General features: G+C 72.7%; 15 protein-coding genes and 1 rRNA gene. 3 read left to right on the top strand and 13 right to left on the bottom strand.

The window, feature by feature from the left end; translation table 11 throughout:
• Window positions 1-46 precede the first annotated feature (46 nt).
• Window positions 47-1678, top strand: a complete 1632-nt coding sequence (locus tag IF54_RS0125290) for a PucR family transcriptional regulator (protein WP_030322516.1) — start codon at window positions 47-49, stop codon at window positions 1676-1678.
• A gap of 14 nt (window positions 1679-1692) precedes the next feature.
• Here IF54_RS0125290 and IF54_RS0125295 read toward each other — a convergent pair whose 3' ends face one another.
• The 5 genes from IF54_RS0125295 to IF54_RS0125315 all read right to left on the bottom strand — a co-directional run bounded on the left by IF54_RS0125295 (window position 1693) and on the right by IF54_RS0125315 (window position 6958).
• Window positions 1693-2826 (bottom strand): glycosyltransferase family 4 protein, encoded by a 1134-nt coding sequence (locus IF54_RS0125295; protein ID WP_030322518.1) that lies wholly within the window; start codon window positions 2824-2826, stop codon window positions 1693-1695.
• 201 nt (window positions 2827-3027) lie between these two features.
• Window positions 3028-4746, bottom strand: a complete 1719-nt coding sequence (gene recN, locus IF54_RS0125300; protein WP_030322520.1) for a DNA repair protein RecN — start codon at window positions 4744-4746, stop codon at window positions 3028-3030.
• Between the two features lie 184 nt (window positions 4747-4930).
• Window positions 4931-5836, bottom strand: a complete 906-nt coding sequence (locus tag IF54_RS0125305; RefSeq protein WP_030322523.1) for an NAD kinase — start codon at window positions 5834-5836, stop codon at window positions 4931-4933.
• Window positions 5833-6648, bottom strand: a complete 816-nt coding sequence (locus IF54_RS0125310; RefSeq protein WP_030322525.1) for a TlyA family RNA methyltransferase — start codon at window positions 6646-6648, stop codon at window positions 5833-5835. The genes IF54_RS0125305 and IF54_RS0125310 overlap by 4 nt, the downstream gene beginning before the upstream one ends.
• 7 nt (window positions 6649-6655) lie before the next feature.
• Window positions 6656-6958: a hypothetical protein gene (locus tag IF54_RS0125315; protein ID WP_030322527.1), complete on the bottom strand. Its 303-nt coding sequence runs from the start codon at window positions 6956-6958 to the stop codon at window positions 6656-6658.
• A 42-nt stretch (window positions 6959-7000) separates the two neighbouring features.
• Here IF54_RS0125315 and IF54_RS0125320 point away from each other — a divergent pair, with 42 nt between their 5' ends.
• Window positions 7001-7348: an SCP2 sterol-binding domain-containing protein gene (locus tag IF54_RS0125320; protein ID WP_030322529.1), complete on the top strand. Its 348-nt coding sequence runs from the start codon at window positions 7001-7003 to the stop codon at window positions 7346-7348.
• On the opposite strand, the gene IF54_RS0125325 is transcribed toward IF54_RS0125320, so the two are convergent.
• The 4 genes from IF54_RS0125325 to IF54_RS0125340 form a co-directional block, all read right to left on the bottom strand.
• Window positions 7332-8168: an ABC transporter ATP-binding protein gene (locus tag IF54_RS0125325; protein ID WP_030322531.1), complete on the bottom strand. Its 837-nt coding sequence runs from the start codon at window positions 8166-8168 to the stop codon at window positions 7332-7334. The genes IF54_RS0125320 and IF54_RS0125325 overlap by 17 nt on opposite strands.
• 53 nt (window positions 8169-8221) lie before the next feature.
• Entirely contained in the window at window positions 8222-9259 is a 1038-nt protein-coding gene (locus tag IF54_RS0125330) for a FecCD family ABC transporter permease (protein WP_030322532.1), read from the bottom strand.
• Entirely contained in the window at window positions 9256-10299 is a 1044-nt protein-coding gene (locus IF54_RS0125335) for a FecCD family ABC transporter permease (RefSeq protein WP_030322534.1), read from the bottom strand. Before IF54_RS0125335 ends, IF54_RS0125330 begins: the two co-directional genes overlap by 4 nt.
• 111 nt (window positions 10300-10410) lie before the next feature.
• Window positions 10411-11439: an HAD hydrolase-like protein gene (locus tag IF54_RS0125340; protein WP_030322535.1), complete on the bottom strand. Its 1029-nt coding sequence runs from the start codon at window positions 11437-11439 to the stop codon at window positions 10411-10413.
• Between the two features lie 72 nt (window positions 11440-11511).
• On the opposite strand from IF54_RS0125340, the gene IF54_RS0125345 reads away from it, so the two are divergent.
• Window positions 11512-12804 carry a DUF1015 domain-containing protein gene (locus IF54_RS0125345; protein WP_030322539.1) on the top strand — a complete coding sequence of 431 codons (1293 nt, stop codon included), beginning with the start codon at window positions 11512-11514 and terminating at the stop codon, window positions 12802-12804.
• Window positions 12805-12871: 67 nt separating this feature from the next.
• Here IF54_RS0125345 and IF54_RS42280 read toward each other — a convergent pair whose 3' ends face one another.
• From IF54_RS42280 to rrf, 4 genes are all read right to left on the bottom strand, one after another.
• A complete protein-coding gene (locus IF54_RS42280) occupies window positions 12872-13684 on the bottom strand; it encodes a tetratricopeptide repeat protein (protein WP_107047885.1) in 813 nt (270 codons plus the stop codon).
• Entirely contained in the window at window positions 13576-14316 is a 741-nt protein-coding gene (locus IF54_RS43965) for a hypothetical protein (protein ID WP_199821247.1), read from the bottom strand. The genes IF54_RS42280 and IF54_RS43965 overlap by 109 nt, the downstream gene beginning before the upstream one ends.
• A gap of 39 nt (window positions 14317-14355) precedes the next feature.
• Complete coding sequence (locus tag IF54_RS43970; protein WP_199821248.1) at window positions 14356-14790, bottom strand: hypothetical protein; 435 nt, start codon at window positions 14788-14790, stop codon at window positions 14356-14358.
• A gap of 156 nt (window positions 14791-14946) precedes the next feature.
• Window positions 14947-15041, bottom strand: a 5S ribosomal RNA gene (gene rrf / locus IF54_RS40555); the annotation flags it as partial.

Raw genomic sequence — 15041 nt, forward strand, 5'->3', positions numbered from 1 at the left:
GCTACCCCGCCCCTCTCGCCCGCATGCCTCGGGTAGCGTCCGGCTCATGGACAGCGCTACGAACAGCGGATTCGACACCCAGGGCGCCGGGATCACCGTGCAGCGCGCGCTGGAGCTGCCCGGGCTGCGCAGCGGGCTCCCGGAGATCCTCGCGGGCGCGGACCGGCTGCACCGGAGCGTGCGCTGGGTGCACGCGGGCGAGGTGCCGAACATCGCCTCCCTGCTGAAGGGCGGGGAGCTGCTGCTGACCACCGGCTACGGACTCGGCACCCGGCCCGCCGAACAGCGCGCGTTCGTGCGCACCCTGGCCGAGCGCGGTATCGCGGCCCTGGTCGTGGAGCTGGGCCCGCGCTTCACCCGGCTGCCCGCGGCCCTGGTCGACACGGCCCGCGCGACCGGCCTGCCGCTCGTCCAGCTGCACCGCGAGGTGCCGTTCGTGACGGTCACCGAGGAGATCCACACCGAGATCGTCAACGGCCACTACGCCCTGCTCCAGCGGGCGGAGGAGGTGCACCGGCGCTGCACGGAGGCCCTGCTGGGCGGCGGTGGAGTGCCGCAGGTCCTCGGCATCCTGTCCGACTTCGGCGGCAACCCGGTCTTCCTGGAGACGACCGACGGCAGGCTCCTGTACGCCGCCGGGGCCGGGCCCGAGGGCGCCGACCCCCTCCAGGTCTGGGAAGGACTGCGCGGCCAGCACAAGGACACCCCGCCGGCCGGATCGATTCTCGTGGACGTGCCCGGGGGCGGTCGCGGCACGGGCTCGGTGCGGGCGCGGCTGGTGCTGCTGCCCGTGCGGGGGCCGATGGGCCCGGTGCACCGGATGGCGGCGGAACGGGCCGCGGGCATCCTCGCCGTCGTCCTGATGCAGGCCCGCCAGGAGGAGGAGCTGGCGGCCCGCGGGCGCGGCGACTTCCTGACCGATCTCGCGGAGGGCCGGATCACCACCGAGGACGCCCCCGCGCAGGCGCGCGTGCTGGGCTTCAGACCGGGCGGCGGCCCGCTGCTGCCCGTGGTGATGCACCTGGGCTCCTCGGGCGGCGGCTGGACGGCACTGGCCCGCGCGGTCTCCGAGGAGCTGGCCTCGGTCGGCGTGCCGGTCCTGCTCGGCGTACGGCCCGTGGAGGGCCGGGTCCTGGTCCTGCTCGGGCTGCGCTCGGAGCCGGAGCGGCCGGCGGTGGCGGACAAGGTCGCGGCGGCGCTGCGGGCGGGCCTTGAGCGGGCCGGGATGCGGCGGCCGGGCGCCCAGCCGCCCGTGGTGGTGGTCGCCGCGGCGGGCAGCTGGACAGCGGCCTCGGCAGGCCTGCGGCACGCGGCGGAGACGGCGACGGCGGCCCAGGGCCTGCCGGACCGCCCCTGGTACGACGCCCGCCGCCTCGACATCGACCTGCTGCTGTGGCGGCTGCGCGACCACGCGGACCTGGCGGCCTTCGTGGACCGGGCCATCGGCCCCCTGCGCGCCCACGACGACCGCTCCAAGCCGCCGCTGCTGCCCACCCTCCAGACCTACCTCGCGCACGCGGGCCGCAAGGCGGAGACGGCCCGCGAGCTCCATCTCAACCGGCAGACCCTCTACAACCGTCTCGCCCGCATCGGGGAGTTGCTCGGCACGGACCTCGACGACCCGCAGACGGTCCTGGCGTTGAGTCTGGCGCTCCGGGCACGCCGGCACGTGCCGTAGCGCCCGTTGGGCCCTCAGATGGGCCGGGGCTGCGTCAACTCGTCGTAGACGCTGAGCACTTGCGCGACGGTCTGGTCCTCGGTGGGCCAGGTCGCCGCCTGCCGCGTCCCCCGCTCCCGCAGCAACTCCTGCCGCTCGGGGTCGCCGAGCAGCCGTACGACGGCCCCGGCGAGCGCCTCCGGGTCGCCGTACGGGACGAGTTCGGCCGCGTCGCCGACGAGTTCGGGGATGCCGCCGACCGCGGTGGCGACCAGCGGCACGCGCGCGTGGAAGGCCTCCTGGGCGAGGACGGAGCGTGCCTCCAGGCGGCTGGGCAGAAGCGCGAGGTCGGCGGCGGCGAGCAACTCCGCGGAGTCGTCACGGCGTCCGATGAGCCGAACGGGCAACTCCTCGTCCTCGATACGAGTCTGGAGGACCGTCCGCAGCGACCCCTCCCCGGCGACGACGACCAGCGGCACGGGGTCGAGCAGTCGCCACGCGCGGGCGGCGTCCAGGAGGGTCTCGTAGCCCTTGTGCCGCTCCAGGGCGCCGACCGCGACCAGCAAGGGGCGCCCGGTGGCCCCGAGTTCGGCCCGGAGCTTGGGCCGTAGCCGGTCGGGGTCCTCCTGCTCGAGGGCCCCGCGCGGCCCGGGCAGGGCCACGGCGGCGAGCCGGGCGTCCCGGGCGCCGGTCCTGCGGGCCCGGTCCACGAGCGCCGAGGTGGAGCCGAGGACCACGGCGGCGGCCTTCACGACCCGGCGTTCCAGCAGGCGCACGAAATGGGCCCGGGCGCCTTCCGCGTACGCCCGGTCGTGCCAGGTGACGACGAGCGGGGTGCGCCGCCCGCTGAGCGCCAGCACCGCGCGGAACGAGGCGTGCAGCCCGTGGGCGTGCACCAGGTCTGCGTCCGAGCAGGCCGCCCGCAGCACGGCCACGGAGGTGGGGTCACTGCTGCGCGGGACGTGCACGTGTTCGGCACCGGCCCCGGTGAAGTCGTAGGTGCGATCCGCCTCGGCGGGGGCGCACACCGTGACCCGCACGCCCCGCGCGACGAGCCCCGAGGTCAGGGAGCGCACGTGCGCGCTGCTGCCGGCATTGCCGCCGCCCAGCACCTGCACGGTGCGCAGCGAGGACTGGCCGTGCGGTGAGTGGCTGCTCACGGGGATCACGTGGCCGGGGCTCCTGGTTCGGGTCGTGCGGTCACGAGGAAACGTACAGAAGTGTCGAGCGGGGGGGTGTACCGCGCGCTTCCTACGCGTGATGGGTTCTCTGCCAAGGATGCCAGGACGTACGGGTGTTCCGTGAATGCGGAGGACGGGGCACGGGTGCGCACGGCGAGTCGGCGTCACTCACAAGAGTGATGCACCCGCTCACGCGTCCGCGCGAGCCGTCGCCAGCAACTCCTCCGCGTGTGCCCGGGCCGTCTCGGAGTCCTCCTGGCCGGCGAGCATCCGGGACAGCTCCCGCACCCGCTCCTCGCCCTCCAGCACCTTCACACCGGAGCGGGTGACCGACCCGTCGTTGGTCTTCTCGACCAGCAGCTGCCGGTCGGCGAAGGCCGCGACCTGCGGGAGGTGGGTCACCACGACGACCTGCGCGGTCTTCGCGAGCCGCGCGAGGCGCCGCCCGATCTCGACCGCCGCCTTGCCGCCGACACCGGCGTCGACCTCGTCGAAGAGGTAGGTCGGCACGGGGTCGGTCCCCGCGAACACGACCTCGACGGCCAGCATCACGCGCGAGAGCTCACCGCCGGACGCGCCCTTGGCGATGGGCCGCGGCGGGGCGCCCGGGTGCGGGGCGAGCAGCAGCTCGACCTCGTCGACACCGGCCGGCCCGTAGGCGACCGGCCGTCCGTCGACCTCCACGCCCTCGGGGTCCTCGGTCTGCCGGATGGCGAAGGACACGCGCGCGTGGGGCATCGCCAGCGAGGCCAGCTCTGCCGTCACCGCGGCGGCGAACCTCTCGGCGGCCTCCGTCCGCGCGTCCGTCAGCGCCTGCGCGAGCCCGCCGAGTTCGGCCCTGAGCGCGTCCCGCTCGGCGGTCAGCTCGTCGATCCGCTCGTCGTCGCCGTCCAGTTCGGTGAGCCGTGCGGCGCTCTGCTCGGCCCACGTGATCACAGCGGCCACGTCCTCGCCGTACTTCCGGGTCAGCGCGGTGAGCGCGGCCCGCCGCTCCTCGACGGCCGACAGCCGCAGCGGGTCGGCGTCCAGGTCGTCGGCGTACCCGGCCAGCTCCCCGGCCACATCGCCCAGCAGGATGCCGATCTCCCCGAGCCGGTCGGCGAGCGCGGAGAGGGCCGGGTCGTGCGACCGCACGGCTTCCAGGGCCCGCTGGGCGCCCGCCACGAGCGTCGCCGCGTCGATCCCCTCGGGGTCCTCGGGATTGCCCGCGAGGGCGGCATGAGCGGCCGTGGCGGCGGACGACAGGGCCTCGGCGTGCCCGAGCCGCTCCGCCTCCTCCGCGAGCTCCACGTCCTCCCCGGCCCGCGGCTCCACACCGGCGATCTCGTCCAGCCCGAAGCGCAGCAGGTCGGCTTCCTGGGCCCGCTCACGCGCGCGGGTGACGATCTCGTCCAGCTCGACGGTGACGGCCCGCAGCCGCCGGTAGGCCTCGGTGTACTTGGCCAGCGGCACCGTGACCGCGTCACCGGCGTACCGGTCGAGGGCCTGCCGCTGCCGGTTCAGCTTGAGCAGCCCCTGCTGATCGGTCTGGCCGTGCACGGCGACCAGCTCGTCGGCGAGCTCGGCCAGCACCCCCACGGGCACCGACCGACCGCCCAGATGCGCCCGGGACCGCCCTTCGGCGGAAACGGTACGGCTGATCAGCAGCGCCCCGTCGTCGAGCTCCGCCCCGGCCTCCTCGGCCCGCACGACGACGGAGTCGCCCGGAGACACGGTGATCCGCCCCTCCACGACCGCCTTCTCGGCCCCGATCCGCACGAGCGCCGCGTCAGCCCGCCCGCCGAGCAGCAGCCCCAGGCTGGTGACCACCATGGTCTTGCCCGCACCCGTCTCACCGGTGACAGCGGTGAACCCGGGCGACAGTTCGACGACAGCGTCATCGATGACTCCGAGCGACCGTATCCGCATCTCTTCCAGCACGGTGAAGACCTTACGAGGTCGGGGCAACGAGATGCGAGGCCCCCTGTCACTCGGGCGAGTGGAGGTTTGCAGGGGCGCGGGGCTGTATCAATGTGCGGCTCCGCCGCGCGGGCGCGACAAGCCCCCACCGGCCGTCAGCCGCCCACGCTCCGCAACCAGCCCCCACGGTTGGCTAGTGAGGCGCCCCCCGCCACCCGGAAACCGGCAACGCAAACTTCGCCACAAGCCGATCCGTGAACGAAGCATGGTGCAGCCGAGCCAGCCGCACCGGCACAGCCCCCCGCCGCACCTCAACCCGCGCCCCCGGCGGCAACTCAAAGGTCCGCCGCCCGTCACACCACAACACCCCCGGAGGGATGTGCGGCAACAACTCCACGGCCAGCACAGAGTTCGGCGAGGTAACCAACGGCTTCGCGAACAACGCATGCGCGGAGATCGGCACCATCAACAGCGCCTCCACCTCGGGCCACACCACAGGCCCACCCGCAGAGAATGCGTACGCCGTGGACCCGGTGGGCGTGGACAGCACGATCCCGTCACACCCGAACCCCGTCACCGGCCGTCCGTCGATCTCCAGCACGACCTCGAGGAGCTTCTCCGCACCGGCCTTCTGCACCGCGGCCTCGTTGAGCGCCCAGTCGGTGTGGACGATGTCCCCGTTCCGGTGAACGACGACATCGACCGTCATCCGCTCCTCGACCTCGTACGCCTTGCTCACCACCCGGTCGACGACCTTGTCGAGATCGTCCCGCTCGGCCTCGGCGAGGAATCCGACGCTGCCCAGGTTGACGCCGAGCATCGGCACCCCGGACGCCCGGGCGAACTCGGCGCCGCGCAGCAGCGTCCCGTCACCGCCGAGCACGATGAGCAGTTCGCACCCTTCGAGGCACTGCGCTGTCGCCTCCTTGACGAGCTCCACCTCGGGCGGCAGCGGCAGGTCGGCCGCCTCGTACTCCAGGACGCGCACGCCGATGTCGGAGCGCAGCAACCCTTTCACCACGAGCTCGGCACTGCGGATGGCCGCGGGCCGCCCGGTGTGGGCGAGCAGGAAAACAGTACGAGCTCGGTTCTGGCTCAACGCGGCCCCTCCGCAACTGCACGGTCGACATCGGCCGGGTCCAGGGCGGGCGCCCCGGCACGCAGCCACAGAAAGTATTCGACATTGCCCGAGGGCCCGGGCAGCGGACTGGCCGTGACCCCGTTCACCCCGAGCCCGAGTTCCGCCGCCTTCGCGGCCACTCCGCGCACGGCCTCCGCCCGCAGCTGCGTGCTCCGTACGACTCCCCCGCTGCCCAGCCGTTCCTTCCCCACCTCGAACTGCGGTTTCACCATCATCACCAGATCGGCGTCCGGCTTCACGCACCGCACCAGGGCGGGCAGCACCAGGCCGAGCGGGATGAAGGAAAGATCCCCCACGACAAGATCCACTGGTTCCCCATCGATCGCTTCGAGCGTCAACTCGCGTACGTTCGTACGGTCCTTGACGGTGACGCGTTCATCGCTCTGGAGAGACCACGCGAGTTGGCCGTACCCGACGTCGACGGCGACCACGTGCGCGGCCCCGGCCCGCAGCAGCACATCGGTGAACCCGCCGGTGGACGCGCCGGCGTCCAGCGCCCGCCGCCCCTCGACGACCAGCCCCCGCGGCACGAACGCCTGGAGGGCCCCGGCGAGCTTGTGGCCACCCCGGGACACGTAGTCGGGATCGCCGTCGTCGCTCTGCACCACGATCGCGGCCGCGGTCTCCACCTGGGTGGCGGGCTTGGTCGCGACGGTCTTGCCGACGGTGACCCGCCCCGCCGCGATCAGCTGGCTGGCGTGCTCGCGCGAGCGCGCGAGCTTCCGCCGGACCAGTTCCGCGTCCAGCCGACGGCGTGCGACTCCTGCCACGTTCGGTTCAGCTCCTAGTGCCATACGAGGGTGAGGGCGCCCTCTGGTCGTACGACGGCGAGGGCGCCGGAGGTCCCGGGCGCACGTCGAGCGCGGTCAGCGCGTCGCGCAGCCCCCGGTGTACATCCTCGTACACCTCGATGTGGCCGTCCGTGGCGAGGTGGTCGGCGTCGCCGAGCCGCTCCAGACCGGCGTCCACCTCGGCGTTGCCGGTGGGGGTCCGGGGCACGTGCAGCGGGGCGGGGGCGGCCGGGTCGTGGTCGGGTTCGACCGGGACCTCTTGTGAAGGCTCTGGAACCACGTCGTTCATGCCCAGACGCTACCTCGAACCGTTGGGGTACCGTCGATCGCGATGGCCACGATCGAGGAGTGCCGCGCCGCACTCGAGAAGCTCTCCGACAACATGGGCAACGCCGAGGGTGATGTCGCCACGGCGGCGTCCATGGACCGCTCGGTGAGCTGCCGCATCACCGATCTCGACGTCACCTTCGTCGGGCGGATGACGGGCGGCCGGATCGTGGTCCACGACACCGTGCAGGGCCCTCCGAAGGAGAAGGCGCAGATCCGGCTGACGATGTCCGGCGACGACCTGGTGGCCCTCGTGAACGGCGAGCTGAACTTCGCGAAGGCCTGGGGCTCGGGCCGGGTGAAGCTGGAGGCGAGCCTGAGGGACCTGTTCCAGCTCAGGAAGCTTCTGTAGCGCCCGCCCTGCCGCTGCCGGCCTCCACGCGCGCGCGTGCCTTCCGCGCGGCCGGCACCACCAGCGGTGTCCCCGTCTCCGGGTCGTCGATGACCTGGCAGCGCAGCCCGAACACCTCCTCGACCAGCTCGGCCGTGACGATGTCGTTCGGGGCGCCCTCGGCGATGACCTGCCCGCCCTTGAGCGCGATCAGGTGCGTGGCGTACCGGGCCGCGTGGTTGAGGTCGTGCAGGACCGCGACCAGGGTGCGGCCCTGCTCCTCGTGCAGTTCGGCGCAGAGGTCGAGCACGTCGATCTGGTGCTGGATGTCGAGGTAGGTGGTCGGCTCGTCGAGGAGCAGCAGCGGGGTCTGCTGGGCGAGAGCCATGGCGATCCAGACCCGCTGCCGCTGACCGCCGGACAGCTCGTCGACGTACCGCTCGGCGAGCTCGGCGACCCCGGTCTGCCGCATGGACTCCTGGACGACCCGCTCGTCCTCGGTGGACCACTGGCGCAGGATGCCCTGGTGCGGGTAGCGGCCGCGGCCGACGAGGTCGGCGACGGTGATCCCGTCCGGCGCGATCGACGACTGCGGAAGCAGGCCCAGGGTGCGGGCGACCTTCTTCGCCGGCATCGACTGGATGACCTGCCCGTCGAGCAGCACCTTGCCCTGGCTCGGCCTGAGCATCCGCGACAGGGCGCGCAGGAGCGTGGACTTGCCGCAGGCGTTGGGGCCGACGATCACCGTGAAGGAGTTGTCGGGTATCTCCACCGACAGCTGCTCGGCGATGACCCGCTGGTCGTAGGCGAGGGTGACGGCGTCGGCGGACAGGCGGTTCACGGTGCTCCTTGTGCTCCTCGGGGCGCTTGGCGTGCTTGGCGTGCTCGGGCGGTTCATATCCGGCCCGCCCTGCGCTCGGTGACCAGCAGCCACAGCAGATACACCCCGCCCAGGACCCCGGTGACCACACCCACGGGCAGCTGGTCGGCGCCGAAGACCTTCTGGGAGGTCCAGTCGGCGGTGACCAGGAGGGTGGCGCCCATGCACAGGGACGGCAGCAGGTTGGGACCGGGCGAGCGGGTGAGTCGGCGGGCCAGCTGCGGGGCGGTGAGCGCGACGAAGCTGACCGGACCGGCGGCCGCGGTGGCGGCGGCGGTGAGCAGGACGGCGGCGACGAGCAGCAGCAGCCGTACCCGCTCCACGCGCACGCCCAGGGCGTTGGAGACGTCGTCGCCCATCTCCATCATCCTGAGGCCGCGCCCGTTGACGAGGACGAGCGGGACGAGGACGGCGCACAGCCACAGCAGCGGCCACACCTGCGTCCAGTCACGGCCGCTGAGCGAGCCGGTCATCCAGACGACCGCCTGGGACGCCTCGGTGAGCGTGGACCTGGTCAGCAGATAGCCGTTGACCGCGGTGACGATCGCGGAGACACCGATACCGACCAGGACCAGTCGATAGCCGTGCACACCCCGCCGCCAGGCGAGCAGGTAGATGGCGAACCCGGTCATCAGACCGCCCACGAGCGCGCCCGTGGTCACCTGCCCCGCGCTCCCGGAGAACAGCACGATCATGGTGAGCGCCCCGGCCGTCGCCCCCTGGCTGAGCCCGAGGACGTCCGGACTGCCCAGCGGGTTGCGGGAGATGGCCTGGAACAGCGCCCCGCCGAGCCCGAGCGAGGCCCCGACCAGGAGCCCCACGAGCACCCTGGGCAGCCGCAGCTCGTTGACGATGAACTCCTGCCCGGCGTTGCCGTCCCCGAACAGCGTCCTGAGCACGTCCCGCGCCGGGATCGGGTAGTCACCGGTGCCGATCAGCACGACACTCGCGGTGAGCGCGGCGAGCAGGATCAGGGCGACGACGACGGTGGCCCGCACGTCCAGCCGGACCGAGAGCCCGCCGGGGGTCCTGAGGGCACGGTTGGTCCTCACAGCTGAGCCGTCCTTCGCCGTCGTACGAGAAAGATGAAGACCGGCCCGCCGATGAGCGCGGTGACGATCCCGACCTGGAGCTCCGCGGGCCGGGCGACGATCCGGCCGATCACGTCGGAGCCCAGCAGCAGCACGGGCGACAGGACGGTGGCGTACGGCAGGATCCAGCGCAGGTCGGGGCCGGTGAAGGAGCGCACGACGTGCGGGACCATCAGGCCGACGAACACGATCGGTCCGCAGGCCGCCGTGGCCGCCCCGCACAGCACGGTCGCGGCCAGCATGGCCAGCGCCCGGGTGCGGTTGAGGTTGGCGCCGAGGGCCTTGGCCGTGTCGTCGCCCATCTCCATCGCGTTGAGCGGGCGGGCCAGCGAGAGGGCGAGGAGCGAGCCGGCCGCGAGGAACGGCAGCACCTGGAGGATGGTCGGGGTGCTCGCCGAGGACAGCGAACCGACCGTCCAGAAGCGCATCTTGTTGAGCGCCTGGTCGTCGGTGATCATCACGGCCTGGAGATAGCCGTACAGGGCCGCGCTGATCGCCGTACCGGCCAGGGCGAGCCGGACCGGGGTGGCACCCCGGCTGCCGCCGAGGAACCAGACCAGTGCACCGACCGCCGCCGCACCGAGGAAGGCGAACCACACATAGCCGCTGAGCGAGGTGACGCCGAAGAAGGTGATCGCGGTGACGACGGCCGCGGACGCGCCCGCGTTGATGCCGAGCAGCCCCGGGTCGGCCAGGGGATTGCGGGTCAGGGCCTGGAGCACGGCCCCGGACAGCCCCAGCGCGGCACCGGCCAGCAGTCCGAGAACCGTCCGCGACAGCCGGTCGGCCACGACGACGTCACCGTAGGTCCCGGTGTCGTGGAACAGGCCGTGCCAGACCTCTCCGACGGACAGCCCCTTCGCACCGATGGCGATGCTCGCCACCCCTACGGCCAGCAGGACGGCCAGGGAGACGAAGAGCCCAAGAACGCGTATCGCCCGGCGGGTTGGGGGCGCGGGGGCGGTCTCCGCGCGCTGTTCGGGAGGACTGTCGACCAACACGTGGTTAGGTTAGCCTACCCTGCCAACGAGCCACGATCCCGGGCGGAAACGTACCCGGAATCACAGCTCGCCAGCCGCCTCACCGCACGGGAAAGCCGCCCGGGCACCCGCTCACAGCCCCAGCCTCGCCAGCGCCTTCCCCCCGTCCAGCTCGCACACACCTTCCCCGGCCGCCGTCCAGGCCGCCGCGCACAGCGCCCGCAGACCGTCCAGCGCCTCCCCGTCTCCGTCGATTTCCAGCCGCTCCTTCCCAGCCGTCGCCGTCCATCCCCCGCACCGGAAGCCGTCTCCCGCCTCGGTGACCTCGGGCTGGCCGGTGAGCATCCCCCGCAGATCCGCGTCCACATACGTCGGCCGGTGCTGCGGCGGCGCGGCCAGCAGCTGCGCGCCGTCGGTGACACCGGTGAGCACGAGCAGCGAGTCCACCTCGCCGTTGAACGCCCCCTCGATGTCGGTGTCCAGCCGGTCCCCGACCACCAACGGCCGCTCGGCGCCGGTCCGCAGGATCGTCTCCCGGTGCATGGGAGGCAGCGGCTTGCCGGCGACCTGAGGCTCGGCACCCGTCGCGATCCGCACGACCTCGACCGCAGCCCCGTTGCCCGGCGCGATCCCGCGCCCGCTCGGAATCGTCAGATCGGTGTTGGACGCGAACCACGGCACCCCGCGCGCGACCGCGTAACTGGCCTCCGCGAACCGCCCCCAGGGCAGATCCGGCCCCCCGAAGCCCTGCACCACGGCGGCCGGATCGTCGTCCGCCGACTCGACCGGCTCAAGACCCCGCTCCCGCAACGCGACTCGCAGCCCCTCGCCCCCGATGACGAGCACCCGCGACCCGGCCGGCACCTGCTCACTGATCAGCCGCGCCACCGCCTGCGCGGAGGTGATCACGTCATCGGCCCCGGTCGGTATCCCCAACTCGGTGAGATGTCCGGCCACGGTGTCGGGCGTCCGCAGGGCGTTGTTGGTGACATAGGCGAGGTGCATCCCGCCCTCACGCGCGGTGGCGAGCGACTCGACGGCGTGCGCGATCGCGTTCCCGCCCGCGTACACCACCCCGTCGAGATCGAGCAGCGCGGTGTCGTACGCCTCGCTCAAGGCCCGCTCACTGCCCTCGGGCTTCGTCCTCACGCGCTGGCTCATTCCGCATCGCTCCCGGTTCGACGGCTTTCCCCCGATCATCCCCCATGCCACCGACACCCGTACGATGCCGGGATGAACACAGCAGGTCACCCGGAAGCAACGGCGCGCCGAGGCCTGGAACTCACCCCGTTCCGAGGCCTGCGCTACGACCCCGACCGGGTCGGCAGCCTCGCCGCCGTCACCTCCCCGCCGTACGACGTCGTGGTCCGCCCCGACGGCCTGCACCAGCTCCAGTCCAACGACCCGTACAACATCGTCCGGTTGATCCTTCCGCAGGCGAGGACGCCGGCCGAACGCAACGCCCAGGCGGCTCGCACCCTGCGCGACTGGCTCGCCGAGGGCATCCTGGCCGCCGACCCCGAGCCCGGCCTGTACGTCTACGAGCAGGACGACGGCGCCAGCCTGCTCCAGCGCGGGATCATAGGGACCCTGCGCCTGTCGGAGCCCTCGGAGGGTGTGGTCCTGCCACACGAGGACGTCATGTCTCATGTGGTCGCCGACCGCGCGGCCCTCATGCGCGCCACCTCGGCGAACCTGGAGCCCCTGCTCCTGACCTACCGCGGCAACGGCTCGCGGTCCGTCACGACGGCCGTGATCGAGCGCCTGGCCGAGCAGCCCCCGCTCCTCGCCACCACCACCGAGGACGGCTACAGCCACCGCCTGTGGTCGATCACCGACCCGGACGAGGTGTTCCGCATCCAGTCGGACCTCGCCCAGCACCAGGCCCTCATCGCCGACGGCCACCACCGCTGGGCGACCTACCGCCGTCTACGCGCGGAGCACACCTCCCCCAGCCCCTGGGACCACGGCCTGGTCCTGCTGGTCGACACGGCCCGCTATCCCCTCCGCGTCCGCGCCATCCACCGCCTCCTGCACGGCGTCCCGGTGGCCCAGGCCCTCGCGCCCCTGGAGGGCCTCTTCCGGGTCAGCCGTCTCGACGTCGGCCTTACGGAGGCCCTCGACACCCTCGCCGACGCGGCCTGCGCGGGCAACGCCTTCCTCCTCGCCGGCGACGGCGCCTTCCACCTCGTGGACCGTCCCGACCCGGACCTCCTGTCCCGCACGATCCCCACGGACCGCCCCACCGCCTGGCGCACCCTGGACGCGACGGTCCTCCACGCCACGCTCCTCGCCCACGTCTGGCATATCCCCGAGGACGACCCCGCCCGCATCGCCTACATCCACGACACGGCCGCCACGGTCGAGAAGGCGGAACGGGACGGCGGCACTGCGGTCCTCATGCACCCGGTCCGCGAGGAGGTCGTCCGCGACCTCGCCCGCCAGGGCGTCACGATGCCCCGCAAGTCGACGTCCTTCGGCCCGAAACCGGCCTCGGGCCTGGTCCTGCGCGCACTGGACGTCTGAACGTCTGACACGAACAAGGGGCGGGATCGCCAGGATCCCGCCCCTTGCTCACCGAACCACGCGTACGTCAGGCCTTGAGGTCGTCCTCGTCGCCGTCGACATCGCCGTCGAGGACCTTCTCGGCACCCTCCGTGTCGTTCCCGGCCGCAGCCTCGCCCTCGGCCTCGCTCTCACCGTCGGCCGGGGTCTCGTCCTCGTCCTCGTCGAAGGCGTCCACGAACTCGACCCCGTCCATCTCGGCGAGCCGGTCGGAGGCGTCGGTGCTGCCGTCCTTGTCGGACTCCACAGCCTTGGCGAACCACTCCCGCGCCTCGTCCTCCCGCCCGGCGGCGAGCAGCGCGTCGGCATACGCGTACCGCAGTCGCGCGGTCCACGGCTGCACCGAGGCGGAGGCAAGCTCGGGGCTCTGGAGCGTCACGATGGCCGCGTCCAGCTGCCCCATGTCACGCCGGGCACCGGCGGCGACGAGACGCATCTCGACCTGCCCGGCCTTGTCGAGCTTGTGCACCTCGGGCGCCCCGGCCATGTCCAGCGCCTTCTCCGGCCGCCCGAGCCCACGCTCGCAGTCGGCCATGACGGGCCACAGCTCCACGTTCCCGGTCATCCGCCGCGCGGCCCGGAACTCGGCGAGCGCCTCGCTGTACTTCTGGTTGGCGTAAGCCGCGAACCCGGCAGCCTCGCGCACGGCGGCGACACGCGACGCGAGCCGCAGGGCCACCCTGGAGTAGCCGTACGCGCCCTCGGGGTCCTCGTCGATGAGCCGGGCGACCATCACCAGGTTCTTGGCGACATCCTCCGCGAGCCCCTTCGGCAGACTCTGCAACTCCTGCCGTACATCCTTGTCGATCTCGTCGCCCGTGACGTCCTCGGGGATCGGCAGCCGCTTGATCGGCTCGCGGTCCCGGTCGCGATCGTCACGGAAACGCCCACCACCACGACGGTCGTCGCCGCCGCGCCGGTCCTCCCGACCACGGAACCCACCGGGCCGGCCGCCGCGGTCGTCCCTACGGGGGCCGCCGACTCCGCGCCCAGCACGGTCGTCCCGACGGTCATCCCTGCGGTCGTCCCGACGATCATCGCGCCGGAAGCCACCTCGGTCGCCACCCCGGCTGTCGTCACGTCGGCTGTCGTCACGTCGGCCGTAGCCGGCGCCACCTCGGTTGTCGTCGCGCCGGAAACCACCACGGTCGCCACGGTTGTCGTCGCGCCGGTCGTTGTCCCGACGGAAACCGCCGCGATCCCCGCGGTCGTCGCCACGGCGCTCATCGCGTCGGTCGTCACGTCGGTCGTCACGGCGGCCGTAGCCACCGCCGGCGCTGCTGCGGTTGTCGTCCCGACGGAAGCCACCGCGATCCCCGCGGTCACCGCGGTCGTCCCGACGGAAGCCGCGGTCCCGGTCATCACCACGGGGTCCGCGGTCGCGGTCGTCACGCCGGGCGTAGCCACCGCCGCCACCCCGGTTCTCGTCGCGGCGGAAGCCACCACGGTCACGGTCATCGCGTCGGTCGTCACGGCGTGCGTAGCCACCGCCGCGGTTGTCGTCCCGCCGCTCTACGCGCTCGCCGCGGTCGTCGCGGCGGAAGGCGGGCCGGTCACCGTCGCGCCGGAAGCCGCCACGGTCACGGTCGTCGCGGCGCGGACCGGCCGGCCTGTCATCACGACGGAACGCGGGGCGCGGCCCACGGTCCCCGTCACGTCGGTCATCGCGTCGGTCGTCACGTCGGTCGTCTCGCCGTCCGTAGCCACCGCCGGCGCTGCCGCGGTTGTCGTCCCGACGGAAGCCACCGCGATCCCCGCGGTCACCACGGTCACCGCGGTCACCGCGGTTGTCATCACGACGGTCATCACGACGGTCGTCACGGCGCCCGTAGCCGCCGCCGTGGCTGCCCCCGCGGTCATTGCCACCGCGGTCGTCGCGGCGGAAGGCGGGTCGGTCACCGTCGCGCCGGAAGCCGCCACGGTCACCCCGGTAGCCGCGATCGCCACGGTCACCACTGTCCCGTCGCCGCTGGTCGCGCTCCGGTCGGTCGTCGGGAGAGTTGGTGGACATGGTGACTCCTGTCTTCGGTACCGCAAGCATTCTAAAAACAAAAGGACCCCTGGTCCCAGCTGAACGCTGGGACCAGGGGTCCTCCAAAGATTGTTCGGCGGTGTCCTACTCTCCCACAGGGTCCCCCCTGCAGTACCATCGGCGCTGTAAGGCTTAGCTTCCGGGTTCGGAATGTAACCGGGCGTTT

It is taken from the genome of Streptomyces sp. NRRL B-3229 (assembly GCF_000719505.1).
In the GTDB taxonomy this organism is placed as follows: Bacteria; Actinomycetota; Actinomycetes; order Streptomycetales; family Streptomycetaceae; genus Streptomyces; species Streptomyces griseorubiginosus.

Bases quoted from the DNA above. Each gene is read 5' to 3' on its own strand.
- recN (WP_030322520.1), bottom strand. From the start codon at position 4,746: ATGCGGATACGGTCGCTCGGAGTCATCGATGACGCTGTCGTCGAACTG.
- IF54_RS0125345 (WP_030322539.1), top strand. From the start codon at position 11,512: ATGAACACAGCAGGTCACCCGGAAGCAACGGCGCGCCGAGGCCTGGAA.
- IF54_RS0125320 (WP_030322529.1), top strand. From the start codon at position 7,001: ATGGCCACGATCGAGGAGTGCCGCGCCGCACTCGAGAAGCTCTCCGAC.
- IF54_RS0125340 (WP_030322535.1), bottom strand. From the start codon at position 11,439: ATGAGCCAGCGCGTGAGGACGAAGCCCGAGGGCAGTGAGCGGGCCTTG.
- IF54_RS0125290 (WP_030322516.1), top strand. From the start codon at position 47: ATGGACAGCGCTACGAACAGCGGATTCGACACCCAGGGCGCCGGGATC.
- IF54_RS0125315 (WP_030322527.1), bottom strand. From the start codon at position 6,958: ATGAACGACGTGGTTCCAGAGCCTTCACAAGAGGTCCCGGTCGAACCC.